25 protein-coding genes and 1 other annotated feature are annotated in these 25,161 nt (G+C 45.0%); of the genes, 20 read left to right on the forward strand and 5 right to left on the reverse strand.

Annotation, left to right across the window (positions count from 1 at the left end):
• The first annotated feature begins 50 nt into the window (after positions 1-50).
• Entirely contained in the window at positions 51-1,511 is a 1,461-nt protein-coding gene (locus AC4EG4_RS16030) for a SulP family inorganic anion transporter (RefSeq protein WP_490988360.1), read from the forward strand.
• Between the two features lie 24 nt (positions 1,512-1,535).
• Entirely contained in the window at positions 1,536-1,955 is a 420-nt protein-coding gene (locus AC4EG4_RS16035) for a universal stress protein (RefSeq protein ID WP_490988361.1), read from the forward strand.
• Between the two features lie 188 nt (positions 1,956-2,143).
• Here AC4EG4_RS16035 and mnmM read toward each other — a convergent pair whose 3' ends face one another.
• On the reverse strand, positions 2,144-2,707 hold the full coding sequence (mnmM, locus tag AC4EG4_RS16040; protein WP_490988362.1) for a tRNA 5-(aminomethyl)-2-thiouridylate-methyltransferase MnmM: 564 nt from the start codon (positions 2,705-2,707) through the stop codon (positions 2,144-2,146).
• The gene (gene mnmL, locus AC4EG4_RS16045; protein WP_490988363.1) at positions 2,704-3,657 is read right to left on the reverse strand and encodes a tRNA modification radical SAM protein MnmL/YtqA; all 954 of its coding nucleotides are present in this window, start codon (positions 3,655-3,657) and stop codon (positions 2,704-2,706) included. The genes mnmM and mnmL overlap by 4 nt, the downstream gene beginning before the upstream one ends.
• 176 nt (positions 3,658-3,833) lie before the next feature.
• Here mnmL and AC4EG4_RS16050 point away from each other — a divergent pair, with 176 nt between their 5' ends.
• The 3 genes from AC4EG4_RS16050 (at position 3,834) to leuS (ending at position 7,903) form a co-directional block, all read left to right on the forward strand.
• Positions 3,834-4,526 (forward strand): CoA transferase subunit A, encoded by a 693-nt coding sequence (locus AC4EG4_RS16050; protein WP_490988364.1) that lies wholly within the window; start codon positions 3,834-3,836, stop codon positions 4,524-4,526.
• 18 nt (positions 4,527-4,544) lie between these two features.
• Positions 4,545-5,198: a 3-oxoacid CoA-transferase subunit B gene (locus AC4EG4_RS16055; RefSeq protein WP_490978880.1), complete on the forward strand. Its 654-nt coding sequence runs from the start codon at positions 4,545-4,547 to the stop codon at positions 5,196-5,198.
• 44 nt (positions 5,199-5,242) lie between these two features.
• Positions 5,243-5,450 (forward strand) — a binding site (T-box leader).
• Between the two features lie 41 nt (positions 5,451-5,491).
• On the forward strand, positions 5,492-7,903 hold the full coding sequence (gene leuS / locus AC4EG4_RS16060; protein ID WP_490978879.1) for a leucine--tRNA ligase: 2,412 nt from the start codon (positions 5,492-5,494) through the stop codon (positions 7,901-7,903).
• A 243-nt stretch (positions 7,904-8,146) separates the two neighbouring features.
• Here the strand turns inward: leuS and AC4EG4_RS16065 are convergent, their stop codons facing one another.
• A complete protein-coding gene (locus AC4EG4_RS16065; protein ID WP_490988365.1) occupies positions 8,147-9,430 on the reverse strand; it encodes a BaiN/RdsA family NAD(P)/FAD-dependent oxidoreductase in 1,284 nt (427 codons plus the stop codon).
• A 127-nt stretch (positions 9,431-9,557) separates the two neighbouring features.
• Between AC4EG4_RS16065 and AC4EG4_RS16070 the strand changes: the two genes are divergently transcribed.
• The gene (locus AC4EG4_RS16070) at positions 9,558-11,162 is read left to right on the forward strand and encodes a putative polysaccharide biosynthesis protein (RefSeq protein WP_490988366.1); all 1,605 of its coding nucleotides are present in this window, start codon (positions 9,558-9,560) and stop codon (positions 11,160-11,162) included.
• Positions 11,163-11,172: 10 nt separating this feature from the next.
• Positions 11,173-11,886 (forward strand): pseudouridine synthase, encoded by a 714-nt coding sequence (locus AC4EG4_RS16075; RefSeq protein ID WP_490988367.1) that lies wholly within the window; start codon positions 11,173-11,175, stop codon positions 11,884-11,886.
• Positions 11,887-11,926: 40 nt separating this feature from the next.
• Here the strand turns inward: AC4EG4_RS16075 and AC4EG4_RS16080 are convergent, their stop codons facing one another.
• On the reverse strand, positions 11,927-12,148 hold the full coding sequence (locus AC4EG4_RS16080) for a DeoR family transcriptional regulator (protein ID WP_146557686.1): 222 nt from the start codon (positions 12,146-12,148) through the stop codon (positions 11,927-11,929).
• A 302-nt stretch (positions 12,149-12,450) separates the two neighbouring features.
• On the opposite strand from AC4EG4_RS16080, the gene pepV reads away from it, so the two are divergent.
• From pepV to AC4EG4_RS16110, 6 genes are all read left to right on the forward strand, one after another.
• Positions 12,451-13,824, forward strand: coding sequence for a dipeptidase PepV (pepV, locus tag AC4EG4_RS16085; RefSeq protein ID WP_490988368.1), 1,374 nt, complete (start codon positions 12,451-12,453; stop codon positions 13,822-13,824).
• A 17-nt stretch (positions 13,825-13,841) separates the two neighbouring features.
• Positions 13,842-14,690 carry a D-amino-acid transaminase gene (dat, locus tag AC4EG4_RS16090; RefSeq protein ID WP_490988369.1) on the forward strand — a complete coding sequence of 283 codons (849 nt, stop codon included), beginning with the start codon at positions 13,842-13,844 and terminating at the stop codon, positions 14,688-14,690.
• Between the two features lie 86 nt (positions 14,691-14,776).
• Positions 14,777-15,313 (forward strand): RNA 2',3'-cyclic phosphodiesterase, encoded by a 537-nt coding sequence (gene thpR / locus AC4EG4_RS16095; protein ID WP_490988370.1) that lies wholly within the window; start codon positions 14,777-14,779, stop codon positions 15,311-15,313.
• A 97-nt stretch (positions 15,314-15,410) separates the two neighbouring features.
• Positions 15,411-16,319, forward strand: a complete 909-nt coding sequence (locus tag AC4EG4_RS16100; protein WP_490988371.1) for a diacylglycerol/lipid kinase family protein — start codon at positions 15,411-15,413, stop codon at positions 16,317-16,319.
• Positions 16,320-16,341: 22 nt separating this feature from the next.
• Positions 16,342-16,992, forward strand: coding sequence for a tRNA (guanosine(46)-N7)-methyltransferase TrmB (gene trmB, locus AC4EG4_RS16105; RefSeq protein WP_490988372.1), 651 nt, complete (start codon positions 16,342-16,344; stop codon positions 16,990-16,992).
• 22 nt (positions 16,993-17,014) lie between these two features.
• Entirely contained in the window at positions 17,015-17,869 is an 855-nt protein-coding gene (locus AC4EG4_RS16110) for a YtnP family quorum-quenching lactonase (protein WP_490978870.1), read from the forward strand.
• A 30-nt stretch (positions 17,870-17,899) separates the two neighbouring features.
• Here the strand turns inward: AC4EG4_RS16110 and AC4EG4_RS16115 are convergent, their stop codons facing one another.
• On the reverse strand, positions 17,900-18,214 hold the full coding sequence (locus tag AC4EG4_RS16115; protein WP_490978869.1) for a PepSY domain-containing protein: 315 nt from the start codon (positions 18,212-18,214) through the stop codon (positions 17,900-17,902).
• Positions 18,215-18,483: 269 nt separating this feature from the next.
• Here AC4EG4_RS16115 and AC4EG4_RS16120 point away from each other — a divergent pair, with 269 nt between their 5' ends.
• The 7 genes from AC4EG4_RS16120 to AC4EG4_RS16150 all read left to right on the forward strand — a co-directional run bounded on the left by AC4EG4_RS16120 (position 18,484) and on the right by AC4EG4_RS16150 (position 25,066).
• On the forward strand, positions 18,484-19,557 hold the full coding sequence (locus tag AC4EG4_RS16120; protein ID WP_490988373.1) for a M42 family metallopeptidase: 1,074 nt from the start codon (positions 18,484-18,486) through the stop codon (positions 19,555-19,557).
• A gap of 42 nt (positions 19,558-19,599) precedes the next feature.
• Positions 19,600-20,118, forward strand: coding sequence for a DUF84 family protein (locus AC4EG4_RS16125; RefSeq protein WP_490978867.1), 519 nt, complete (start codon positions 19,600-19,602; stop codon positions 20,116-20,118).
• A gap of 59 nt (positions 20,119-20,177) precedes the next feature.
• The gene (locus AC4EG4_RS16130) at positions 20,178-20,693 is read left to right on the forward strand and encodes a hypothetical protein (protein WP_490978866.1); all 516 of its coding nucleotides are present in this window, start codon (positions 20,178-20,180) and stop codon (positions 20,691-20,693) included.
• 12 nt (positions 20,694-20,705) lie between these two features.
• Complete coding sequence (locus AC4EG4_RS16135) at positions 20,706-21,023, forward strand: thioredoxin family protein (RefSeq protein ID WP_490988374.1); 318 nt, start codon at positions 20,706-20,708, stop codon at positions 21,021-21,023.
• A gap of 65 nt (positions 21,024-21,088) precedes the next feature.
• On the forward strand, positions 21,089-21,904 hold the full coding sequence (locus AC4EG4_RS16140) for a DUF1444 family protein (protein WP_490978864.1): 816 nt from the start codon (positions 21,089-21,091) through the stop codon (positions 21,902-21,904).
• Positions 21,901-22,509: a YtpR family tRNA-binding protein gene (ytpR, locus tag AC4EG4_RS16145; RefSeq protein WP_490988375.1), complete on the forward strand. Its 609-nt coding sequence runs from the start codon at positions 21,901-21,903 to the stop codon at positions 22,507-22,509. The genes AC4EG4_RS16140 and ytpR overlap by 4 nt, the downstream gene beginning before the upstream one ends.
• Positions 22,510-22,516: 7 nt before the next feature.
• On the forward strand, positions 22,517-25,066 hold the full coding sequence (locus AC4EG4_RS16150) for a DNA translocase FtsK (protein ID WP_490988376.1): 2,550 nt from the start codon (positions 22,517-22,519) through the stop codon (positions 25,064-25,066).
• Positions 25,067-25,161 lie beyond the last annotated feature (95 nt).

The following is a 25,161-nucleotide window of genomic DNA, read 5'->3' on the forward strand; positions in this document are numbered from 1 at the left end:
TATGAGAGTTAAAAGCCATAAAAAATATTGAGTGTGAGGAGCAAGGTACTGTGTGGAAAAAAATTAAATCTCAGTGGTTCGGGAATATTAGAGGAGATATCCTTGCGGGGATCGTCGTTGCTTTGGCATTAATTCCTGAAGCGATCGCATTTTCCATCATCGCGGGTGTTAACCCCATGGTTGGATTGTATGCATCGTTCAGCATCGCTGTAATCATCGCATTCGTGGGTGGGCGCCCCGGAATGATCTCTGCTGCAACTGGAGCTATGGCTTTGTTGATGGTTCCGCTGGTAAGGGATCACGGCTTGGAATATTTACTGGCGGCCACCATTTTAACAGGGGTTATCCAAATTATTTTTGGCGTTTTTAAAGTCGCGAAGGTAATGAAATTTATTCCCCGGGCTGTCATGATCGGTTTCGTCAATGCATTGGCCATCTTGATTTTCATGGCTCAAGTGCCGCATTTTGTCGGCATCAATAATTTAACGTATGTTTTTGTCGCCATCACACTGGCGATTGTCTACATCGTTCCCCGGTTTTTTAAAGCAATTCCAGCTCCATTAATTGCGCTAGTTGTCTTAACGGCAGCTGCTATTTACGCTGGATTTGACTTGCGAACAGTAGGGGATTTAGGGACAATCAGCCAGACATTGCCGACGTTCCTGTTGCCGGACGTACCAGCAAACTTGGAAACCTTAATGATTATTTTGCCTTATTCACTGGCTTTGGCAGTAGTTGGATTGCTGGAATCGTTACTGACAGCTAATATTGTTGATGATATGACCGGTACGCCAAGTGATAAAAATAAAGAGTCCAGAGGACAAGGAATTGCCAATTTTGTTACTGGATTTTTCGGTGGCATGGCAGGTTGTGCCATGATTGGCCAGTCTATCATTAACGTTAAATCAGGCGGACGTGGAAGATTGTCTGCACTGGTTGCTGGAACCTTTCTGATGTTCCTTATTATCGTACTAGGAAATGTCGTCATACAAATTCCGATGCCAGTTTTGGTTGGAATCATGATTATGGTCTCCATCGGTACCTTTGATTGGTCGTCGTTCACGTACTTGAAAAAAGCGCCAAAAGCCGATTCGATTGTCATGCTCGCGACAGTCGCAATTGTTGTTTACACACATGACCTTTCCATTGGCGTATTAGCAGGTGTCGTGTTAAGTGCTATTTTCTTTGTTGCGAAAATATCAAAAATCAAAGTGAAAAAGAAATTGCTAGAAGATACGCATTATGATGTCGTTGGGCAACTATTTTTCGCTTCCGTGGAAGATTTTCTCGAGAAATTCGACTATGAAGTGGAAGGCCAAAAGATTGTTATTGATTTTACCGAGGCGCATATTTGGGATGACTCTGGCGTTGGTGCCGTTGATCGGGTCGTCTTGAAGTTCAGAGAAAACCGCAACACTGTGGAAATTATTGGCTTGGATACCGGAAGCCAAAAGCTGATTGACCAGCTGGCAATCTATAATGGCGATCATGCCAAATTACCAATCCATTAAAAAGGAAAAAAGGAGTGCTAAAACATGTACAACCAAATATTGCTAGCAGTAGACGGCTCCAATCATTCGGAACGTGCAGCTAAAGAAGCCGCAAAGTTGGCTTCAGGGTCGGCGCAAGCTCAGGTGACCATTGTTTATGTCGCAGACTATGACAGTTCCAAAAATGAAGTGCTGCACAGCGGCAGTTCGGTGGAATTGGATTTGAAGCGCAGAAAAAAACTTCAGCCGGTTGAAGACATCATGGCAGCTGGAGATGTGAAATACAGAGTGGAAATTCTTCATGGCACACCGGGACCATCGATTGTCGAATATGCCAACAAAGAAAAATTCGATATTCTGGTCATCGGCAGCCGTGGGTTAAACGGTTTGCAGGAAATGGTTTTGGGCAGTGTCAGCCACAAAGTAGTAAAACGTGCAAATTGCCCGGTGTTGATTGTTAAATAATAGAAGTAAAAAGAGCTCTAAATGGGCTCTTTTTACTTTGGACGAGGACTGTTATGCGTATGACATTTGAAAATGGCTGGAGCCGCTCGGCAGTTTCCGGGAATCTATTCATTGACCTCGTTTAAAAGTGATTTGCGTAGAATTCAAAATAAAACGCGCAAAAGAGCGGCTGCTCTTTTGCGCGTTTTTTATTTGGTTGCCTGCTTTTTTTCAATCGCCAACAGGAAGGGCGGAGAATGAAGTTGGTTGATAAACTCGTATTTTAAAACGTCGAACGATTTTTGCGGCAGGGCGGAGACAAAATCCATGACTGCGTCCCGTTCTTCGCTGCCGCCTTCATGGCCGCTGTATACGACGACAAGCAGCAGACCTTTAACTTGTAGAAGCTCCAAACATTGATCAAGTGCTGCCAATGTGCTCTGTGCTTTGGTGATAATGCTGTGGTCGCCTTTTGGCAAATAACCCAAATTGAAGACTGCCGCTGAAATGGGCTGGGTCACGTATTCTTTTATTTTAGCATGGCTGTCGTGGACGAGTTCGACGTGCTGAAGTGGCTGGACCCGTTCAGCTGTTGCTCGGATCGCTTCTGCCTGAATATCAAAGGCAAAAACTTTGCCGGAAGCTCCAGTCAAGTCCGCAAGAAAAAGCGTGTCATGGCCATTTCCTGCCGTCCCATCAACTACCCAGTCTCCTGGGGAAACGGCTTGTTCGAGTAACAATTTTGTATAAGGCAAAACGCGCTGCAAGGTCATCGAGCCACGCTCCCGGCCGTCAATTTCCCTTGCCAGCTTCCGCGGCGTTCCAGTTCAGCATCAATGCCATTCAGGACGTCCCATTTATTGGCGCTCCACATGGGCCCAATCATCAAGTCAATGGGGCCGTCGCCGGTAATGCGCTGAACCACCATCTCAGGCGGCAGCACTTCGAGTTGATCAGCCACCAAATTAATGTATTCCTGCTTTTCCAGAAATTCGACCATGCCTTTTTCATATTGCTTAACCATCGGTGTGCCTTTCAACAAATGAAGCAAGTGAATCTTGATGCCCTGCACATCGAGTTTGGCCACTTCACGTGCAGTTTCCATCATCATGTCCTGGTCTTCAAGCGGCAAACCGTTGATGATATGGGTGCAAACCCGAATGCCGCGTTTGCGCAGTTTCGTGACGCCTTCGACATAGCTCTCAAAGTCATGGGCGCGGTTTACCAGCAGCGCTGTCCGTTCATGAACCGTTTGAAGTCCGAGTTCTACCCACAGGTACGTCCGTTCATTCAGCTCAGCAAGGTAATCCACCACATCATCCGGCAGGCAGTCTGGCCGCGTCGCGATGCTTAAACCGATGACATTGTCCTGCTCGAGTGCCGCTTCAAATTTTCCTTTGATGACCGGCAGCGGAGCATGTGTATTTGTGTAGGCCTGGAAATAAGCCATGTATTTTGCGTCTTTCCATTTGCGGTGCATTTTTTCTTTTATTTTATCGAACTGATCAGCAATCGAGTCGACACGGTCTCCCGCAAAATCCCCGGAACCCGCGACGCTGCAAAATGTACAGCCGCCATGGGCAACCGTCCCGTCCCGATTTGGACAATCAAACCCTGCATCGAGTGCAATTTTCATCACCTTAAAGCCAAAATGGTCGCGCAAATGGCGATTCCATGTATAGTAGCGTTTTCCATCAGATGAAAAAGGAAATTCTGAATTCATGTTAAAACAACTCCTCTATATGATAGTGTAGCACGCAGACAAAACAGCCAACAATGTTCAATAATGAAAGACCCATTTATTAAGAATATTGCGTTTGTATCGATAGTTTGTTTAAATTGAAATGGAAGCGTTTTATTTATCATTTTTAGTTGATAAGGCAGAGGGGGCATAATGGAATGAAACCGATTTACAGTTCTGCAAAAGAAGCAGTTGAACAGATCCAGGACGGCGCTACGATTATGGTAGGCGGGTTCGGATTAGTGGGAATACCTGAACAATTGATTTTAGCACTAGTGGACAAAGGGGTTACCAACCTAACCGTCATTTCCAATAACTGTGGAGTGGATGAGTGGGGCCTTGGACTGTTATTGAAAAATAAACAAATCAAAAAAATGATCGGTTCTTATGTAGGCGAAAACAAAGAGTTCGAGCGCCAGGTGTTGTCTGGTGAAATCGAAGTGGAATTGACGCCGCAAGGAACACTGGCTGAAAAAATGCGTGCGGGCGGAGCAGGAATTCCTGCGTTCTTCACACCAGCGGGCGTTGGCACAACTGTGGCTGACGGAAAAGAAATCCGTGAATTTGATGGCAAAGAGCATGTACTTGAACATGCGTTAAAAGCTGACTTTGCGCTCGTTCGCGCGCACAAGGCTGATAAAATGGGCAACTTGGTTTACAACAAGACCGCTCAAAACTTTAATCCGCTGGCAGCCGCAGCTGGTAAAATCACTATTGCAGAAGTAGAAGAAATCGTGGAAATTGGCGACATCAATCCGAACCATGTTCAAACGCCAAGCATCTATGTTCAAGGTTTGCTTCAGGCAACGCAGGAAAAACGCATTGAACGTCTAACGACGCGTACTGTTTAGGAAAGGATGGAGAAAATCGTGGACAAACAATTAGTGAGAGAACGAATTGCCAAGCGAGCCGAAAAAGAAATCAAAGATGGCGATTACGTCAACCTCGGAATCGGCATGCCAACTTTGGTAGCCAATTTCATTTCTGACAACAAAAGCGTTGTGCTTCAATCAGAAAACGGACTTTTGGGAATTGGGCCCTATCCGACTGAAGACCAAGTCGATCCAGACTTGATCAATGCCGGAAAAGAAACGGTTACCACCATTCCAGGATCTGCGTTCTTTACAAGTGCGGAATCCTTCGCAATGATCCGCGGTGGACATATCGATGTGGCGATTCTTGGTGGTATGGAAGTGGCAGAAAATGGCGACTTAGCCAACTGGATGATCCCTGGGAAAATGATCAAGGGCATGGGCGGTGCGATGGATTTGGTCCATGGTGCGAAAAAAGTTATCGTTATTATGGATCATGTTTCCAAAGACGGTTCCGCCAAAATCAAAAAGCAATGCGACTTGCCGCTGACGGGCAAAGCCGTGGTCAATAAAATCATCACAGAACGTGCCGTCATCGAAGTGACTGAAGCGGGACTTGTGTTGTCAGAAGTATTTGAAGGCTTTACGGTCCAGGACATCATTGATTCGACAGATGCACCATTAAATACCGACAATGTCAAAGTCTCTTAAGCTATTGCCAAAAAACGGCGGCTCGTCTAAAATAGAGTGTATAACCAATGACAGTGAAGAGGACTAGTAGGTTGTGTGTTTTCCGCAGAGAGCCGGCGTGTGGTGCAAGCCGGCAAAACACATGATTGAACTCGCCTTGGAGTCCGTGTATGTGAAACCAAGTAAGATACACCGTTTTCCGCGTTAAGGAATCAAGTTGAGCGAGCGATCGCTAATTTGGGTGGTACCGCGGGAAAAACTCCCGTCCCTTATGTATAAGGGACGGGAGTTTTTATTTTGAGGAGGAACAGGAAATGACATTCAAGCACAAGACAGTGGAGAAGAAATGGCAGAAATACTGGCAAGACAATAAAACATTCAAAATGGTGGATGATCCATCAAAACCGAAATTTTACGCATTGGATATGTTCCCGTATCCATCGGGCGCAGGACTTCATGTGGGTCACCCGGAAGGCTATACCGCAACAGACATTTTAAGCCGTGTGAAGCGTATGCAAGGCTATAATGTTCTTCATCCGATGGGCTGGGATGCATTTGGACTTCCGGCAGAGCAATACGCATTGGATACTGGAAACGATCCGGCAGAATTTACAGCTAAAAACATCGCGACGTTCAAGCGCCAAATTCAAGAACTTGGATTTTCTTATGACTGGGACCGTGAAATCAATACAACGGATCCTTCTTATTACAAATGGACGCAATGGATTTTTATCCAGTTGTACAATAAAGGCTTGGCATATGTGGACGAAGTGGCCGTTAACTGGTGTCCGGCACTGGGTACAGTTTTAGCCAATGAGGAAGTAATCGACGGCAAATCAGAACGCGGCGGCCATCCGGTCGAACGCCGTCCGATGCGCCAATGGGTGCTCCGCATCACGGAGTACGCAGACCGTTTGCTTGAAGATTTGGATGAATTGGATTGGCCGGAAAGCCTGAAAGACATGCAACGCAACTGGATCGGCAAATCGGAAGGGGCGGAACTGGAATTCCAAGTAGCTGATACGGAACATTCCTTCCGTGCATTTACGACACGTCCGGATACAATCTTCGGTGCAACTTATGCAGTACTTGCTCCTGAACACAAATTGGTGGCTAGCATTACAACAGCTGATCAAAAACAAGCTGTTGAAAAATACATTGATGATGTCAAGACGAAAAGTGATTTGGAACGCACCGATTTGGCAAAAGATAAGTCGGGTGTTTTCACAGGTGCTTATGCGACCAATCCAGCAAGCGGCGAAAAAATGCCGATTTGGATTGCCGACTATGTCTTGGCAACTTACGGAACAGGTGCAATTATGGCAGTTCCGGCTCATGACGAGCGCGACTACGAATTTGCCAAGCAATTTGATTTGCCAATTGTGGAAGTTGTTTCAGGCGGCAAGATTGATGAAGAAGCCTATGCAGGGGACGGCGAATTAATCAATTCCGATTTCTTGAACGGTTTGAACAAGAAAGAAGCCATTGCAAAAGCCATCGACTGGTTGGTTGAAAAACAAGTCGGTGAAAAGAAAATCACATATCGTCTACGCGACTGGTTATTTAGCCGCCAGCGCTACTGGGGTGAACCGATTCCGATTATCCACTGGGAAGATGGTACGATGACTCCGGTAGAAGACAAAGACTTGCCGTTGATGCTGCCGGTAACGACAGACATCAAACCGAGCGGCACAGGCGAATCACCGCTTGCCAATATCGACGAATGGGTTAATATCGTCCATCCGGAAACCGGCATGAAAGGGCGCCGAGAAACCAATACGATGCCGCAATGGGCAGGCAGCTGCTGGTATTACTTGCGCTTTATCGATCCGACCAATGACGAAATGCTGGCAGATCCGGAACTCTTGAAACGCTGGCTGCCGGTTGACGTCTATATCGGCGGTGCCGAACACGCTGTGCTTCATTTATTGTATGCGCGTTTCTGGCATAAAGTGCTTTACGACATCGGTGTGGTCTCGACCAAAGAACCGTTCCAGAAGTTGTTCAACCAAGGCATGATTTTAGGAGAAGGCAACGAAAAAATGTCGAAATCAAAAGGCAATGTTGTCAACCCGGACCAAATTATCGAAAGCCACGGGGCAGATACATTGCGCATGTATGAAATGTTCATGGGTCCTTTGGAAGCTTCCATTGCCTGGTCGACAAACGGCTTGGACGGCTCCCGTCGATTCCTGGACCGCGTATGGCGTTTGTTGATGGACGAAGAACAACTAAGTGCGAAAGTTACTGAAGCGAATGATGGCAAGCTGGAGAAAATTTATCACCAGACTGTTAAAAAAGTGACGGATGATTTCGAAGGATTGCGTTTCAATACAGCGATTTCGCAAATGATGGTCTTCATTAACGAAGGCTACAAAGTCGATTCGATTCCAAAAGAATATGTAGAAGGTTTTGTCAAACTCTTGTCGCCAATCGCACCTCACGTAGCAGAAGAACTCTGGGAGAAATTGGGCCATGAAGGATCAGTTTCATATGAAAACTGGCCGCTATACGACGAGTCGAAACTTGTGGACGATGTCGTAGAAGTCGTCGTGCAAGTGAACGGCAAAGTGAAAACCAAGTTGACGATCGCCAAAGACAGCACCAAAGAAGAACTGGAAACAGCAGCGCTGGCAGACGAACATGTCCAAAAAGCTGCAGACGGCAAACAAGTACGCAAAGTCATCGTCATTCCAGGGAAATTGGTCAATATAGTTGTAGGGTAAAAGAAAAGCGAAGTCTTCCGGTAGTCCCGACAGGCTTAAGGCGGATCGGCGAAGCGGCGCATTTTGCCGCACAGCCGGTCTGACTTAAGACCCCGAGGGGCTGGAAGACGGAGTCTGGACAAAGAAAAGCGAAGTCTTCCGGTAGCCCCGACAGGCTTAAGACGGACCGATGTAAATAATAAAAAAGAGTCAGACTGGAACTTCTTCAGTCTGACTCTTTTTGGGTTATCGATGTTATAGTCCTTAAACGCCGTTTTCAACCAGGCTTTCTTTCGCAAACTGCGCAGCGCTTCGGCCGGCGACATTGCCAGTCACCAGTGCTGAGGTGATGTTATAGCCGCCTGTATAACCGTGGATATCCAAAATTTCACCGCAGAAATACAATCCGGGTTTCTTTTTGGAAGCCATCGTTTTTGGTACGATTTCTTTAATGGAGACGCCGCCGCCAGTGACAAACGCTTTTTCAATCGACTGTGTGCCGTTTACGAACATTGTGAAAGCCGTCAGTTGCTGGGCAAATGTTCGCACTTTGTCGCTGGACAATTCTGCGCCGGTCATTTGTGGATCGATGCCTGCGCGTCCCAAAAGAAACAGCAGCCACCGCTCCTGAGCCAGGCTTTTCCAAACATTTTTCACCGATTTTTTCGGTTCGTCTTTCATCATCTTAACGAGCAGCTGAAAAGCAGATTCTGCATTTTCGTCAGGCATCGAGTTGATGCTCATTTCAACAGGCTCTCCGCCATTTTTTTTCATTTCCTTGACAACGTACTGGCTGCAGCGCAAAACAGCGGGACCGCTCAAGCCGAAATGCGTAAACAGCATGTCCATCTGGTGGGTCACCAGCACTTTGCCTTTTTTGTTCAAGACCGTTACAGCTGCGTCGCGCAGCGCAAGGCCTTGAAGCTCGCGGCTGACGATAAATGATTCTTTTGACAACAAAGGCACTTCGGTTGGGTATAGATCGGTTACGGTATGTCCCGCTTTTTCAGCCCATGGGTAGCCATCACCCGTAGAACCGGTTTGTGGTACAGCTTTGCCGCCAACTGCCACGACAATTGCTTTGGCTGTGTATTCTTCGCCGGTATGGAGGCGTGCGCCTGTAATTCGATCGTCCGTCATTAATAGTTTCTTGACGGGTGAGTCGAGCAGCACTGTAACGTTGAGCCGGTCCATTTCCTTAAACATGGCCTCCGCCACATCTTGTGCCCGGTTGGAGACCGGAAACATCCGGCCGTGGTCTTCTTCTTTTAACGCAACACCAAGACCTTCAAAAAAGGAAATGATGTCTTCGTTATTGAATACGGAGAACGGACTGTGCAGAAAACGCCCGTTCCCTGGAATATGTTTCACAATTTCGTCAAGCGGCAGGCGATTGGTTACGTTGCAGCGGCCGCCGCCGGAAATAATTAATTTTTTTCCAAGTTTTTTTCCTTTTTCAATCAATAAAACCTTTTGGTTGTTGGAAGCTGCGGCAATTGATGCCATTAAACCGGAGGGACCCCCGCCGATGATTATAACGTCATACATAAATAAGAACTCGCTTTCGTTTTTCTCTCAGTATACACGATGAGGCGAAACACGTTGAGTAATTTCATCTATAGGTGTAAACTATCGTGTAGATTGCTTTTATCATGAACAAGTCAGGAAGTGCAAAATGTCATCATTAATCAAAGGTACAGCCATTTTAACATTAGGTTTATTGTTATCGAAAATCCTTGGCGTTATTTATATTATCCCGTTTTACAGCATGGTGGGAGAAGACAATATCGGTCTTTATCAATACGCCTACATTCCGTATAACTTGATGCTGGCTTTGGCTATTTCAGGTGCTCCAATCGCATTTTCGAAATTTACCGCCAAATATAATTCTCTTGGGGATTATGAAACAGGTAGGCGATTATTAAAGTCAGGCTTGCTGACAATGATGATTACCGGCTTTGTTTCTTTTCTATTGCTTTATCTTTTTGCGGAACCGCTTGCTCGTCTCACGATCTCTGAAGACGAACGCATTTATTCGGTTGGAGACGTTACCGATGCGATTCGCTGGGTCAGCTTTGCGCTGATAGTCGTACCGTTTATGAGTCTTTGGAGAGGCTTTTTCCAAGGTTATAATTACATGATGCCAACCGCTGTTTCACAGCTGGTCGAGCAAATCGTCCGCATTATTTTCTTATTGGGCGGGGCTTTTGTTGTCATTTATCTATTTGACGGCACACCCAAAACAGCGATTCAGTTTGCTGTCTTGTCTGCGGCAATCGGGGCGCTTGGCGGAATTGTCACTCTGGGCTATTTCTGGAAAAAGAAAAAGCCGGAGTACAATCGTCTGCTGGCAACTTCGGTTGAATCATATGATGTTAAGTTGCGGGATATGTATAAGGAAATATTGGTTTATGCAGTCCCGGTTATTTTCCTCGGCATTGCCAATCCGCTGTTTCAATTCGTCGACTTAATGACCTTTAACCGGGCGATGAGCTCCGGGGGCAACTTCTCGGAAATTGACTTGCTCGGAATTCTGAACTTGACTGCCCACAAATTGGTCATGATTCCAGTTATGCTGGCCACTGGTTTTTCCATGGCCTTGATTCCATTAATTACGAAACATTTTACGCGCAATGAACATCTTCAAGTGTCACGGACATTGGACCAATCGATCCAGCTTATGTTATTCCTGACGTTGCCTGCAGTTATCGGCATGACAATGCTGTCGGATGAGTTGTACCATGTGTTCTATGAAGTCAGTGACGTAGGCTCTGAAATTCTGGCACATTATTTGCCGGTTGCCATCCTGTTCTCGGCATTTCCGGTAACGGCGTCAATCTTGCAGGGAATCAATAAACAAAAATGGATTATCATCAACTTGTCTACTGGACTTCTGCTGAAAGCAGTTCTGAATACACCACTGATCGAGCGTTTTGAAACAGACGGTGCAATAGCAGCAACCATCATTGGATATTTGGTAGCCATCGGCATGAACATGTTGGTTATTGTCAAAACCATGAACTACCGCTCGCAGATGGTGGGAAGACGCGTTATCCTGATCGTCATCTTAAACTTAATCATGGCGGGAGCAGTTTACCTGGCATTGTCAGGATTGGATCTGTTTATCGGCATGGATAGTAAATTGCAATCATTGCTGCGCATCATCCTAGTTGGAGGCGTTGGCGCAATCGTCTATGGTTATCTTGGATTGAAGACCGGCTTGGCGCAAAAGTTGTTGGGCTCAAAAATAACAAGAATTACCCGGAAATTCGGCTTTTAGGAGTGACACAATGCGTTTAGACAAATTCCTTTCCAATATGGGCTACGGCTCTAGAAAAGAAGTTAAGATCCTGCTGAAGACAAAAGCGGTGGAAGTAAATGGAGAAGTTGTTCGTGATCCGAAAGTGCATGTCGATGAACATGCCGACATCGTGCTAGTAGGCGGAGAGGCTGTTGTTTACACCGAGTTTATTTACTTGCTGATGAACAAGCCGCAGGACGTCATATCGGCGACAGAAGATAAATACGATCAGACGGTCATCGATTTGCTGGACGAACAAGAACAGCATTTTGAGCCATTCCCGGTAGGACGTCTGGATAAGGATACCGAAGGGTTTCTGCTATTGACAAATGACGGGAAACTGGCACATGAATTATTGTCTCCTAAAAAACATGTGGACAAAACTTATTATGCGCTGATTGAAGGGCGGGTTACGGAAGAGGATGTAGAGGCATTCGAGAAGGGTGTGGCGCTTGACGATGGCTATGTAACAAAGCCAGCCACCCTGAACATTCTGGAAAGCGGTCCAATTTCCAAAATTGAATTGACCATTACGGAAGGCAAGTTCCATCAGGTGAAGCGGATGTTCGAAAGCGTTGGCAAACGTGTAGTCTACTTAAAGCGCTTATCGATGGGGCCATTGGGCCTGGATCCCGATCTGGAGCTTGGGGAATACCGCCATTTGACGGAAGAGGAAGTTACGAGTTTAAAACAAAGAAAATGACCGCATAGCTGCGGTCATTTTCTTTGTTTAGGAAATCTTTTTAGGACGTCATTTTCACTTTTCGTTGCGTCGTTGTCCATTTGCCCCGAGTTGGACTGATCACCAAGTCGTTAAAGGCTAACACATTCAAATCTCTTTGAATGGTGCGAGGAGTGATGCCGAATTCGTCGACAAGATCTTGCGTCGTTACAGTCCCATTTTCGAGAATGTACTTATACATATCTTTTATTCGAATGAGCATGCGGTCGGTTGTAGGTTTCATATTAATAGAACCACTCCTTCATCTTTTTTCCCATTGGCAAAGACAAGCGGACGATATGCTGATGCTTATACAGCAAGTTTATGATGGATGCCAAAGACAGCCCCTTTTCCTAAAAGATGTGTCAATCTTACTAATCTGACAATTTGATTATAGCGGAAAAACATTTTGGATTCTATCATTTTCCATTATTTTTACGTAAAAATTACAATTGAAAGACAGAATTTTTTGTGTAAATTACCGGCAAATTCTTTAATTTCCTGAAAAAAGGTGTACAATAGCGATAACAAAAAGGAGTGTGAAACATGGATTGGCTGTTAGAAGCAAAAAAGCGCGAGAAAATTATGCTGAGTGAATTGCAGGAGTTGATCGCGATTCCTAGTGTATTGAGTAAAGAAACAACGCCAACAGCTCCTTTTGGTAAAGAAGTCAAAGAGGCATTGGATTGGTTTTTGGAAAAAGGTAAAGCTCACGGATATCCCGTGAAAAATGTAGCGGACGTTGCCGGTCATCTTGAAATTGGGCAAGGCGAAGAGCTGCTTGGAATTTTGGGGCATGTTGATGTGGTGCCGGCAGGCGAAGGATGGACAAAAAATCCGTTTGGCGGGGAAATTCAAGGGGGCCGCCTTTATGGCCGTGGAGCCATCGATGACAAAGGTCCTACAATCGCGGCATGGACGGCATTGAACATGCTGAAAGAGTTGGATGTAGAATTTACAAAGCGTGTGCGCTTAATTATCGGCACAGATGAAGAAAGCGGCTTCCGCTGTATGGACCGCTATTTTGAAACAGAGGAAATGCCTGGTTCAGCTTTTGCACCGGATGCTGATTTCCCCATCATTAATGCTGAAAAAGGCATCGCCAGTTTGAATTTTTCGACTTTCTCCATGCATGAAGATGCCATCTTGGAATCATTTATTGCCGGACATCGGACCAATATGGTGCCAGATAAAGCAGTGGCTATTTTAGATGGGCAGTTGGCAGAATGGCAGGAAGACTTTAAAGAATTTTGTTTAAAGCACGAAGTAACTGGCATTGTGGAGCAGCATAACGCGTCAACCGAATTGACTTTAAATGGCAAGTCGGCCCATGCGATGGAACCGGATAATGGCATCAATGCCGGAGTTCTTCTAGCCTTGTTTTTGAAAGACCGATTGGAAGGTGACGGCCAAAAGTTTGTTGAGTTTGTTGCGGATACCTTTTACAAAGATTCACGTGGCCGCAAGCTCGGCCTTGATTTTTCGGACGAACAATCTGGAGAAACGACGTTTAATGCGGGAATTATTCGGTTTGAGAAAAAGAAAACGGCCATGATCACGGTCAGCATGCGCTATTCTGTCAGTTACCCGTTTGAAGAAAAGATGGCTGCTTACCAATTGAAGGATTTTGTATTGGACATTGCGTCTAATTCTCCTCCTCATTATGTGGACGAAAACGATCCGTTCATCAAGACGCTGCAAAGCGCATATGAAATACAGACAGGCAACAAAGCAGATCTCCTGACAATTGGAGGAGGCACCTATGCACGCGTACTGGATAAAGGTGTAGCATTCGGCATGCTGTTTCCTGGCGAACCAGATGTTGCACATCAAGCGGATGAATTTGTCGACATCGACAATTTAATTAAAGCAACTGCGATTTATGCAGAAGCGATTTATCAATTAGCTTGCAAAAAATGAGGAAAGAGGGAATGGATATGGATTTGATTTTGCACAATGGAGAGTTTATTCGTGAAGAGGATTTGGTGATTTCGAAGGAAGACCGGGGCTATCAGTTTGGAGACGGAATTTATGAAGTAATTCGCGTGTACGACGGAAATTTGTTTACAGCAGAAGAACATATTGACCGTTTCTATGAAAGTGCGGATAAAATAAAAATCGTCATTCCTCACACAAAAGATGTGTTTCACAAGATGATGTATGACTTTGTTGAAGTGAATAATATTACTAATGGCCAAGTATATGTACAAATTACGCGTGGGGCTGCAGAGCGCCAGCACCAGTTCCCGACCCAGTCAGAGCCTGTCATTACCGGCAATACTAAATCAGTGGAGCGTCCAGTTGCAAGCATGAAATCCGGTGTAAAAGCCAAGTTTATCGAAGATATCCGCTGGCTGCGCTGCGATATCAAGAGCTTGAATTTGCTCGGCAATGTATTGGCAAAACAGGAAGCTACTGAAGAAGGGTTTTTCGAAGCCATTCTGCACCGTGGTGAAACAGTAACAGAAGGCTGTTCATCAAACATGTACGGCATTAAAAACGGCACTCTTTATACGCATCCGGCTAATAACCTGATCTTAAACGGCATTACAAGAAGGGTCATTCTTGAGCTATGCAATGAATTGGATATACCGGTAGAGGAAACGGCATTCACCAAAACCCAAGCACTTGAGATGGATGAATTTTTTATGTCTTCTACGACAACTGAAGTGATGCCGGTTGTTGAAATCGGCAGCCAAAAAATCGGACAGGGCGTACCTGGAGACTTGACCCGCAAACTGCAAACCGCATTTGAAGCTCGCATTGCAGTAGGCGTAAAATCTTAAACGCAAGATATAGAGAAAAAACGTGATTGGCTCCGGCCAGTCACTATTTTTTTGTGTCTGGGCACATGGTAAACTGAAAGCAGGTGATGACAATCAAACCTCATTATTTTATTGGAATAAAAATTCCATTGGAAATCGCGGGAAAGTTGGACAAAGAACGGCATTCATGGAATTTGCAAAGCCACAAAAGGCAGACGCCTCCAGAGGATATGCACATGACCCTGTTGTTCATTGGTGAGGATGTATATGGTGACATAGATCAGGTTGAGAAATTGCTTTCTAGTATCAAGCAGTCGCCGTTTATTGTGACCGTTGATGGCATCAAAACCTTCGGCAATCCTTCCACTCCGCGGATCATTTATGCTTCGCTGGAGCACAGTGAAGAGCTGGAAGCCCTGCAGCGGCAAGTACTGGAGTCTCTTGAACGGCTTCAAATTCAGTTTGATCCAAAAGCGTTTGTCCCGCATATCACTTTGGCCAGCAAATGGGCTGGGGGTACTCCTGGGGAACCGCAACTTTCAATCAACAAGATGCCGTTTGAAGTAACGGAGTTTTCATTGTTTCAAATTGCGCCAAAAGGAAATCTCCGTTATCAAAAAGTAGCGAATTATCTGTTAAGGTAGGCTCTTCAAATAGAGAGTCCTTGTGAAGTAACTTTGCGAGTGGTCAAAACAGGAGTGCAATTTCAATCGTTTCTAATACGTCTAAAGGCGAGTGCTTATGAAAACAGTCTTTATTATTAATCCCGCAGCGGGCAATGGCAGAGCCTTAAAAAAATGGCAAGGTTTTGAACGGACAATTGGCTTTCCATTTGAGCAAGTCATTACGCGCTTCCCGGGGCATGCTACTGAAATAGCTGCTGGCTACCGGGGACTGCAGGAACCTATCTTAGTGATTGGGTTTGGCGGCGACGGCACTTTGCGTGAAATCATCGTAGGCGCTGCCGGCAGCAAAAATTTGATTGTGGGTTCCGTGGCAGCAGGATCCGGCAATGATTTCACCAGAGCTTATGGTGCATTTAAGGACGCATCAGCGATTGAAAAATTTCTCGAAAAGCCTTCCTTCCGCAGAGAAGATCTTGGCCAATTCACCAATGGGGCAAGAAGTCAGTTCGTCAGCAGCTCAGGTATTGGGTTTGACGCAGAGATCAGCATTGCCGTCAATCGATCCGCTATCAAGAAAAAACTAAACCAATTGGGCATTGGAAAACTGGCGTATGTCCTTTATGTGGTCAAGACCTTTCTGAAATTCGAAAAGTTCACCTTGTCCGTAGAAGTCGATGGCCGCATGATTACCTATAAGGATGTCTGGCTGGCAACCGTCAATAATCAGCCGTATTTCGGGGGAGGGATGAAGATTTCTCCTGCATCAAAAACGGACGATGGATTGCTTGAATTGACAGTCGTCCACCACATTTCGCGTTTGAAACTATTGCTGGTTTTTGGTACGGTATTTAGCGGAGCACATACACGTTTTAAAGAGGTCAGTCAGATGAGCAGCAAGGAATTCCGGCTGTCGACTGATAAGCCCGTTTGCCGGCACGTTGATGGTGATGATGCCGGCCTGAGCCCTCCAAACGAAATGGTCATTTATTCGATCAGTCCGTATGATTGGAAATCAATAAATTAATCGAATAGAAAGAGGATGAAACATGAGATCACGTTTTAAACCATGGGCAGCAGATTTAATCGATACGCATCCGGAGATTGTCATTCCGGACCCAGAACAGCAAAAAGGAAAATGGCAAGAGGTTTTCGGCAATAAAAATCCGCTCCACATCGAAGCTGGAACCGGCAAAGGCCGCTTTATTATTGGCATGGCAAAAGCTAATCCAACTATCAATTACATTGGCATCGAACTGTTCGACAGTGTGATTGTCACAGCTTTGGAAACTGTTTTGGAAGAAGAACACGGCATCCCCAACTTGCGGCTTTTGAAAGTAAATGCCAAAAAAATCGCCGAGTATTTCGAAAAAGGGGAAGTGGACAGGCTGTACTTGAACTTTTCGGATCCTTGGCCGAAAAAACGCCACGCCAAACGCCGTTTGACGCACGAATCTTTCTTGGAACTTTATGAAGCTGTATTGCCGGAAAATGGAGAAATCCACTTTAAGACGGATAACCGGAAACTCTTTGAATATTCGCTTACGAGCATTTCTGATTATGGTATGTTATTAAAAGAGGTTTCTTTGGATCTTCACGCCAATGAACCCGAATGGAACATCATGACGGAATACGAAGAGAAGTTTTCGAAAAAAGGACAGCCGATTTACCGGATGGAAGCACAGTTCTCAGTTAGTTAATCATGACAAGGGGGAAAAGGGAATGCAGAAATTTCAATTTCACGACATGGTTTTAACGTGGCTTGATGGGGGAACGACTTTTTTGGATGGCGGCACGATGTTTGGGGTAGTGCCAAAGGTCATCTGGTCTAAACGTTATCCAGCCAACGAACAAAATCAAATTGAATTGCCGACACACCCGATACTGGTGCAGTTTGATGGCCATAATATTTTGATCGACAGCGGTTTGGGAGACGGCAAATTAACAGATCGCCAACTGCGCAATTTAGGGGTTTCCGAACAGTCACGGGTTGAAGCGGATTTGGCTGAGCTTGGTTTGGCAGTCGAAGATATTGATACTGTTTTGATGACGCATCTTCACGGAGACCACGCAGCAGGTTTGACAAAGTGGCAAGGCGACGACTTGGTATCGGTTTTTCCGAATGCCAAAATCCATGTGTCTGCAGCAGAGTGGAATGAAATGCAGCACCCGAATATCCGTTCACGCAACACATATTGGAAAGAAAATTGGGAACCAATTGTTGGACAAGTGGAGACGTTTGAAGGCGAAAAAATCTTATTTGACGCTATCACATTAATTCATACCGGCGGCCATTCGGATGGCCATAGCGTCATCAAAATGACTAGCGGCAATGAAACCATCTTGCATATGGCGGATATTATGCCAACGCATGCCCATCAAAATCCATTATGGGTATTGGCATTTGACGATTATCCAATGGACTCGATTTACGCAAAAGAAAAGCTGATGAGGGAAGCGTTGGAAAAAGGCTACTACTTCAGTTTTTACCATGATGCCTATTACCGCATCTTAAAATGGAGCGCAGACGGCAAAGAAATCGTTGAATCGCTTGTTCGCAAAGAAAAAACAGTATAACAAAAAAGGAGCCAATTGGCTCCTTTTTGTTTACACTTGTTTTACTTCGATCACTGCACCGGTGAAGGCATCAGCCAAAAATTCGAATTGTTGAAGTTCGTCTTCTTTGTGGCGAGTGATGCCGCCTTTATAGACCTCAGTACTTAACGCGTGTTGCTTATAAGGCTCGGTTTTCATGAAAATCCAAGAGCCATCGATTGGGCCTTCTTCTTTAAATGCAGATTTGACTTCTTTTAAGACGTCATCTGCCGGGTATAGTGTTTCCTTGCGATCGTACAGTTCTTTGACCAAATAGGCTGCTGCTACGCCGGTAGCAAATCCAATAAGTAAATCACGATTATTCACGAAAATCCCTCCTCTGATTACTGAATAAATTGTACCATAAATATTTTGAAGGGCGAAATGAAAGCATTAAAGATCCAATTCTTTCGAAAAACGAAATATAAAACTGGAAATTATCTGATAAAAGCTCTAAACTGAATAAGAGTAGAGATGCTAACATTGAAGACAGATTTAAAGAATCACTTCAGATAGACTTTGTTTTCCAAACTATCCAAAATAACATACGATGCATGATAAAGAATCTGCTTGACTTACATAGGAGGAATTTTGATATGAATGCTGAAACACGTGAAATGTTTAAAACCTTAACGGAATTGCCGGGAGCTCCAGGCAGTGAACACGCAGTTCGTAAATTTATGCGGCAAGAACTGGAGAAAGTATCTGATCGTCTGATCCAAGACAATTTGGGCAGCATCTTCGGTGTCAAAGATGGACAACAGGACGGACCTCGCATTATGGTTGCAGGCCATATGGATGAAGTAGGATTTATGGTCACGCAAATTACCGATAACGGCATGCTTCGTTTTCAGACGTTAGGCGGCTGGTGGAACCAGGTAATGCTGGCGACGCGCGTTGATATTATTGCTGGCGAAAATGTCATTCCTGGTGTGATCGGCTCGATTCCTCCGCACCTGTTAAGTGATGAACTTCGCAGCAAACCAATGGAAATAAAAAATATGCTGATCGATATTGGAGCGGATGATAAACGAGACGCGTTGTCAATGGGCATTCGTCCAGGACAGCAAATCGTACCGTTCAGCCCCTTTACACCCATGGCAAACGACAAGAAAATCATGGCTAAAGCTTGGGACAATCGCTATGGCTGCGGATTGGCAATTGAACTTTTAAAGGAATTAAAAGATGAAAAATTGCCGAACCAATTATTTTCCGGTGCAACAGTTATGGAAGAAGTCGGTTTGCGCGGAGCTCAAACCGCTGCCACAATGATCAAGCCAGATTTATTTTTCGCGCTTGATGCCAGCCCGGCGAATGATGCGACAGGCGACAAAAATGAACTCGGACAGCTTGGGCAAGGAACTTTATTGCGCATTCTCGACAAAAGTATGGTGACACACCGTGGCATGCGTGAATTTATCTTGGACACTGCTGAAACACATAATATTCCTTATCAGTACTTTGTCTCACAAGGCGGTACAGATGCAGGGCGTGTGCACACAGCGAACGAGGGAATTCCAAGTTCGGTTATCGGCATCTGTTCCCGCTATATCCATACTTCGTCGTCTATTATCCATACAGATGATTATGCTGCAGCTAAAGAGCTGTTGACAAAATTAGTCAAAGCGACTGACCGAACGACGCTAGAAACCATCAAACAAAATGTCTGAAAAGTGCCTGCGGGCTCTTTTTTTTGGAAAGGAACGGTGGAGATGAAAAAAATTCGTGCAGCAATTGCCTCAAAAAATCCGGCGAAAATCAATGCAGTATCAAGTGTATTTAAAAATTTGGAATGGACCATTGATTTATCCGCTGTAGATGCGGAATCCGCTGTTTCAGCGCAGCCTTTCTCGCAGCAGGAAACGCGCCAAGGGGCAGTAAACAGAGCAAACACGGCCTTAGGCGATTTTGATTTTGCGATTGGCTTAGAGGGTGGTGTTTACGAAATGGATGGAGTTCTTTATTTGTGCAATTGGGGAGCTCTCGCTACGCAGGAGGGGCACTTGTATACGGCGGCCGGTGCTCAACTTCCGTTGCCAGAAGAAATTGCAGCCCAACTCAAGAACGGCAAAGAACTCGGTCCAGTTATGGATGACTATGCCAATGAAAGCGGCATTCGCCACCATAAAGGCGCAATTGGAATTCTGACAGATGGGCTGGTCAATCGGGGAGAAATGTTTAGCCACGTCGTTAAACTGCTGGTTGGGCAATACCAGCGAAACAGCGATTAAGTTGCATGTCCTAGTAAACACCTTTAAAATAAGGAGCAGTAATGTTAGGGGGAATAAGTGTGCCTCGGTATGGATTGATTTTTATGCTGCTTGTGCTGACGGCTGGGTTGGCTGCATGCACTGCAACACCAGAAGAGCAGATTGTAAAGGGATTGGCTGACGCGCAAGACGCGTTTGATGCAGAGCCAGAAAACACGAATGATACAGCAGGGGCAACAAGCTTGTATGTGCCGAATGGTTACAGCGTTGAGGAACCTTCTGACGGCTTTGCCAGTTTGATTACCAAAGGCAACGATTCTTACACTTTGCTAATCAATCCAAATGAAGGAGCTGCCAGTACTTTTTTCTATGACCTTCAAAAAGCAGATACGGAACAGCTCTGGGTAGCCGACGAAACGTTTCAGCAAAACGGCCGTTTCGGATTTGCGACAGTAGAAGAAATTGCGGAAGACCAGTTGGAACTTGTGGTCAGCGCCGGCGGTGTTAAACTTACGACGGTTACCACAGAAAGCGAAATCCCACAAAATATGGACTGGATGATGAAAACAGTCCGTTCAATTGATAGTGACGAATAGGAGAGCAGCACAATGAAAAGCTTACAATCAACAGAAGAATTTCATGAATTGACAAAAGAATCTGCAGCAATTTTCATGTTTACAGCAGGCTGGTGTCCGGATTGCCGTGTCATTGATCCTGTTATGCCTGAAGTCCAAAAAACGTTCCCGGATTATACTTTTGTATCCGTAGATCGCGATCAGTTTATTGATTTGTGCATCGAACAGGACGTCTATGGCATTCCAAGTTTTTTAGCTTATGCAAATGGACAGGAAACTGGACGATTTGTTAGCAAAGACCGCAAAACACAAGCAGAAATCGAAGGATTTATTTCGAATTTGCCAAAATAATAATAAAAACGGTTCGCCTAGACTAGGCCGAACCGTTTATTTATGAAAGCGAGGCCAAAACAACGATGAAATCTACTGAACTTTTTAATATACTTAGAGAACGGATGCCAAGCCGTCAATTGGAATGGCGCTATGACCGTGAAACTGAAACAGCTCACATCCATCACCAGGAAATAGGCAAAGGCATGAGCATCTCTTTGCCTCAAGTAATCAATCGATTTGAAGCAAGAGGCGACACTGCCATCGAAGAAATTGTCTACACGATTACCGAAACCTTCGATGCAATGGAACGGGAAGCAAAAGGTGAAATGAAATCAACTGAGCATATTTTTCCCGTCATCCGCTCAACTTCGTTTCCGACCGAATCCAATGAGGGCCACAAGTTCATCACGGCTGATCATACAGCCGAAACACGCATTTATTTTGCCTTGGATGCCGGCACTACCTATCGCTTAATTGACGAAAATGTGTTAAATTCATTAAGTCTGTCAGAAGAGCAGATCAAGGAAATTGCGAAGTTTCAAGTGAAAAAACTGAAAACCGCTGTAAAAGAAGATCATGTTGCGGGCAATATCTTTTATTTTCTAAATGAAAATGACGGCTATGACGCTTCACGCATTTTAAATGAATCTTTCCTAAAAGAAATGAAAGCAAAAATTACTGGAGATATGACCGTGTCTGTGCCGCATCAGGACGTACTGATTATCGGCGATATCCAAAATGAAACGGGATATGACGTGCTCGCACAAATGGCCATGCATTTCTTTACAAATGGCAAAGTGCCGATTACTTCTTTGTCGTTCATTTATGAAAATGACGAACTTGAGCCAATCTTTATACTGGCTAAAAATAGACCGAATAAGGAGAACGATAAAAAATGAATGCATTTTATAATAAACACGGAATTGGCGACGTGCTGCTGGTTCAATTGCAAACCGAAACCCCAGAAAAAATTCATCCTGAGCAGTCGGGAGATGTAACATTAATCAAAGATGAGGCTGGCACAATTGCTGGATTTAATTTATTCAATGCGTCAAGCTATGCGGAATTTCCGGAAGGGGAGCAAGTAGAGCTGTCTGAAGGACTTGTCACAGCTTTACAAAACGCTCTGGCGAAAAATGACATCGATTTTACATTGGAAGTAGATTTTTCACCAAAATTTGTCGTGGGCTTTGTGGAAACAAAAGAAAAGCATCCAAATGCCGATAAATTGAATGTTTGCCAAGTGGCTATCGGTGGAGAGCAGCTGCAAATCGTTTGCGGCGCTCCAAATGTTGAACAAGGGCAAAAAGTGGTTGTGGCTAAAGTAGGGGCTGTTATGCCTTCAGGTATGATTATTCGAGACGCAGAACTTCGGGGAGTGGCATCGTCTGGAATGATTTGTTCAGCAAAAGAATTGGCTTTGCCGGACGCACCTCAGGAAAAAGGCATTCTGGTGCTGCCTGAAGATGCCGAAATCGGTTCAGCTTTTCAAGTAAAGGCGTGACCGCCATATGAGTTGGATTAAAAACGTATGGAATCGCATGTTTACAGACGACGCCGATGAAGCCGAAGAAGAAGTTGTCTATGAAACGCCGCCCCCGGCCGTCAAAAAAGAAAAAGCACCTTTTCGTTTTCCGTTAATCCCAGATGAGGAAAAAGATGATTTTATTCATGACGTAAAGCGCACAGAAAAGCGTCCCAAGATGCCGATCTTTGATGAACGTGAAAGAGAGATTCTTCGGAAAGAGTCTGTGCCAGTGGAAAAACCCATTATGGGACCAAAAGAGGCGCCCGTGCGCCCATCAGCTGCAGCGGCAAAACGGAAAGCCGCAGAACTGCCTGTCAATACGGCACGCCGTTTTGAACCAAGCCGCTCCGTATCATCGGTGTATGGCTATAATACGGCACGTCCTGCCCCAACTCAAAAACTGACAGAAGAAAGAGAAAGCAAATACAATCGTGAACTGCATGACGAAGCCATTCAAGAAAGAGCAAGAGCCGGCTGGCATAAACCAAGACCCGTAGTTGAGCATGAGTTTGCACCGATCTTTGATAAAGACCCAGAGACGCAGCAATCTGTTCATGACACTCCAGAAGAAATGCCAAAAACCGAAGAACCTCTTGCAATGGATAGGGTTGAAGTGAAAAATGTTGAATTGCCCTTATCCGAAGAGGACAAAAATACAGATGAAGCAACCCAGGTACATATGGAATCTCCAACAGTTGAAACTACAGAAAACCAAGAATTGGTTCCTGTGAATGAAACGGCATTGGAAGTAGGGCGAAATCTGGAACAACAGCAAGAACCAGATGTGGAAATTGATCTGGCGTCTGAGACAGAGCAAGAGCCGAAAAAACAATCCGAGCTGCCAAAACAGCCGAATCCAGAAATGCCATCACCACCTGAATTAACTGCCGAAACAAAAATGAAATCACAATATGCATCAAAGCGTGAAAAAACCGTGCCGTTCAATGTATTGATGCTTAAATCAGACAAAGAATTGCTGAAAAAAAAAGCTGAATCCCAACCGTCAGCCGCACCTATTCGCGAAACGGCTGAAGCTCCCGTGATAACCACGGAAAAAAAAACGGCAGATTCTAATGAACAGCCAGCATATGCGCTGAATGCAGTATCAGAAGCTGAAACCAAAGCGTACCAATTTCCCTTGTCTGAATACTTGATGGCGCCGGAAAATGACCGGAAAGACGAAGAATGGATGGAAGAGCAAGGGATGCGCTTGATCGAAGCTTTGTCTCATTTTCAAATCAGAGCTGAGATTTTAAGCACAGTCCAAGGGCCTGCCGTCACGCAATTCGAATTAAAAGTCGCCCAAGGAATAAAAGTCAGCAAAATACGCAATTTAGCTGACGATTTAAAACTGGCCTTGGCGGCTCGAGATATACGGATTCAAGCACCGATTCCTGGAAAAAGTTCGATCGGAATCGAAATTCCCAATCGTACAAGCCGTGCAGTGCGCATTTCAGAAATTATCGACAGCCCCGTATTCCAAGAGTCGGATTCTCCATTAGAAGCTGCACTCGGTTTGGATTTGACGGGGAAGCCGGTAACATTGGATTTGCGCAAAATGCCGCATGGCTTGATTGCCGGAGCGACTGGGTCCGGTAAATCCGTCTGCATCAATTCAATATTGGTCAGTCTATTGTATAAGTCATCGCCTAGAGATTTGAAATTGCTGCTGATCGATCCTAAAATGGTCGAGCTGGCACCATACAACCATATACCGCATCTTGTCAGTCCTGTCATCACAGATGTCAAAGCGGCTACGGCATCTCTTAAATGGGCAGTGGAAGAAATGGAACGCCGCTATCAGTTATTTGCACACAGTAGTGTTCGCGACATTAGCCGATATAACAAGCTAGTGAAAGAAAAAGGCGATTACGCACAACATCTGCCCTATATTTTAATTGTGATCGATGAATTGGCGGACTTGATGATGATGTCTCCTTCGGATGTTGAAGATTCCATTTGCCGCATTGCACAAAAAGCGCGTGCTTGCGGAATCCATTTGGTCATTGCCACGCAGCGTCCATCCGTAGATGTGATTACGGGATTGATCAAATCCAATATTCCAACGCGTATTGCATTTTCCGTTTCATCACAAGTAGACAGCAGAACCATCCTGGATTCTCAGGGGGCGGAGCGCCTTCTCGGAAGAGGGGACATGCTGTATCTTGGCAACGGGATGTCAGCACCTAGCAGATTGCAGGGCACATTCGTGACGGATGATGAAATTGAAAAAGTCATCGAACATGCCAGACAACAAGGTGAGCCTGAATACTTTTTTAAAGAAGAAGAATTGATCAAACGCAGTGAATCATCGGTTGAACAGGATGATTTGTTTGAAGAGGCTTGCCGTTTTATCATGTTGCAGGGCAGTGCGTCGACTTCTCTTTTGCAGCGGAAGTTTCATATTGGCTACAACCGTGCAGCCCGATTGATGGATTTGATCGAACAGCATGGCTTTATTTCCGAGCAGAACGGCAGCAAAGCCCGCTCGGTATTAATCACAGAAACCGACATTGAAGAAGTGTTTCATTAAAATATCAGGAACGATGATTCGAATATAAAGAATACTGACTCATTTCAAGCATTAGTAAATATGTGATATAATAATACATTATCTTCATCAGCTAT

It is taken from the genome of Planococcus sp. TJ-201, from assembly GCF_058268495.1.

Bases quoted from the DNA above. Each gene is read 5' to 3' on its own strand.
- leuS (WP_490978879.1), top strand. From the start codon at position 5,492: ATGACATTCAAGCACAAGACAGTGGAGAAGAAATGGCAGAAATACTGG.
- mnmL (WP_490988363.1), bottom strand. From the start codon at position 3,657: ATGAATTCAGAATTTCCTTTTTCATCTGATGGAAAACGCTACTATACA.
- dat (WP_490988369.1), top strand. From the start codon at position 13,842: ATGGATTTGATTTTGCACAATGGAGAGTTTATTCGTGAAGAGGATTTG.
- AC4EG4_RS16035 (WP_490988361.1), top strand. From the start codon at position 1,536: ATGTACAACCAAATATTGCTAGCAGTAGACGGCTCCAATCATTCGGAA.
- AC4EG4_RS16075 (WP_490988367.1), top strand. From the start codon at position 11,173: ATGCGTTTAGACAAATTCCTTTCCAATATGGGCTACGGCTCTAGAAAA.
- AC4EG4_RS16070 (WP_490988366.1), top strand. From the start codon at position 9,558: ATGTCATCATTAATCAAAGGTACAGCCATTTTAACATTAGGTTTATTG.
- AC4EG4_RS16125 (WP_490978867.1), top strand. From the start codon at position 19,600: ATGAAAAAAATTCGTGCAGCAATTGCCTCAAAAAATCCGGCGAAAATC.
- AC4EG4_RS16100 (WP_490988371.1), top strand. From the start codon at position 15,411: ATGAAAACAGTCTTTATTATTAATCCCGCAGCGGGCAATGGCAGAGCC.
- AC4EG4_RS16110 (WP_490978870.1), top strand. From the start codon at position 17,015: ATGCAGAAATTTCAATTTCACGACATGGTTTTAACGTGGCTTGATGGG.
- trmB (WP_490988372.1), top strand. From the start codon at position 16,342: ATGAGATCACGTTTTAAACCATGGGCAGCAGATTTAATCGATACGCAT.
- mnmM (WP_490988362.1), bottom strand. From the start codon at position 2,707: ATGACCTTGCAGCGCGTTTTGCCTTATACAAAATTGTTACTCGAACAA.
- AC4EG4_RS16120 (WP_490988373.1), top strand. From the start codon at position 18,484: ATGAATGCTGAAACACGTGAAATGTTTAAAACCTTAACGGAATTGCCG.
- AC4EG4_RS16050 (WP_490988364.1), top strand. From the start codon at position 3,834: ATGAAACCGATTTACAGTTCTGCAAAAGAAGCAGTTGAACAGATCCAG.
- thpR (WP_490988370.1), top strand. From the start codon at position 14,777: ATGACAATCAAACCTCATTATTTTATTGGAATAAAAATTCCATTGGAA.
- AC4EG4_RS16140 (WP_490978864.1), top strand. From the start codon at position 21,089: ATGAAATCTACTGAACTTTTTAATATACTTAGAGAACGGATGCCAAGC.
- AC4EG4_RS16065 (WP_490988365.1), bottom strand. From the start codon at position 9,430: ATGTATGACGTTATAATCATCGGCGGGGGTCCCTCCGGTTTAATGGCA.
- ytpR (WP_490988375.1), top strand. From the start codon at position 21,901: ATGAATGCATTTTATAATAAACACGGAATTGGCGACGTGCTGCTGGTT.
- AC4EG4_RS16080 (WP_146557686.1), bottom strand. From the start codon at position 12,148: ATGAAACCTACAACCGACCGCATGCTCATTCGAATAAAAGATATGTAT.
- AC4EG4_RS16150 (WP_490988376.1), top strand. From the start codon at position 22,517: ATGAGTTGGATTAAAAACGTATGGAATCGCATGTTTACAGACGACGCC.
- pepV (WP_490988368.1), top strand. From the start codon at position 12,451: ATGGATTGGCTGTTAGAAGCAAAAAAGCGCGAGAAAATTATGCTGAGT.
- AC4EG4_RS16135 (WP_490988374.1), top strand. From the start codon at position 20,706: ATGAAAAGCTTACAATCAACAGAAGAATTTCATGAATTGACAAAAGAA.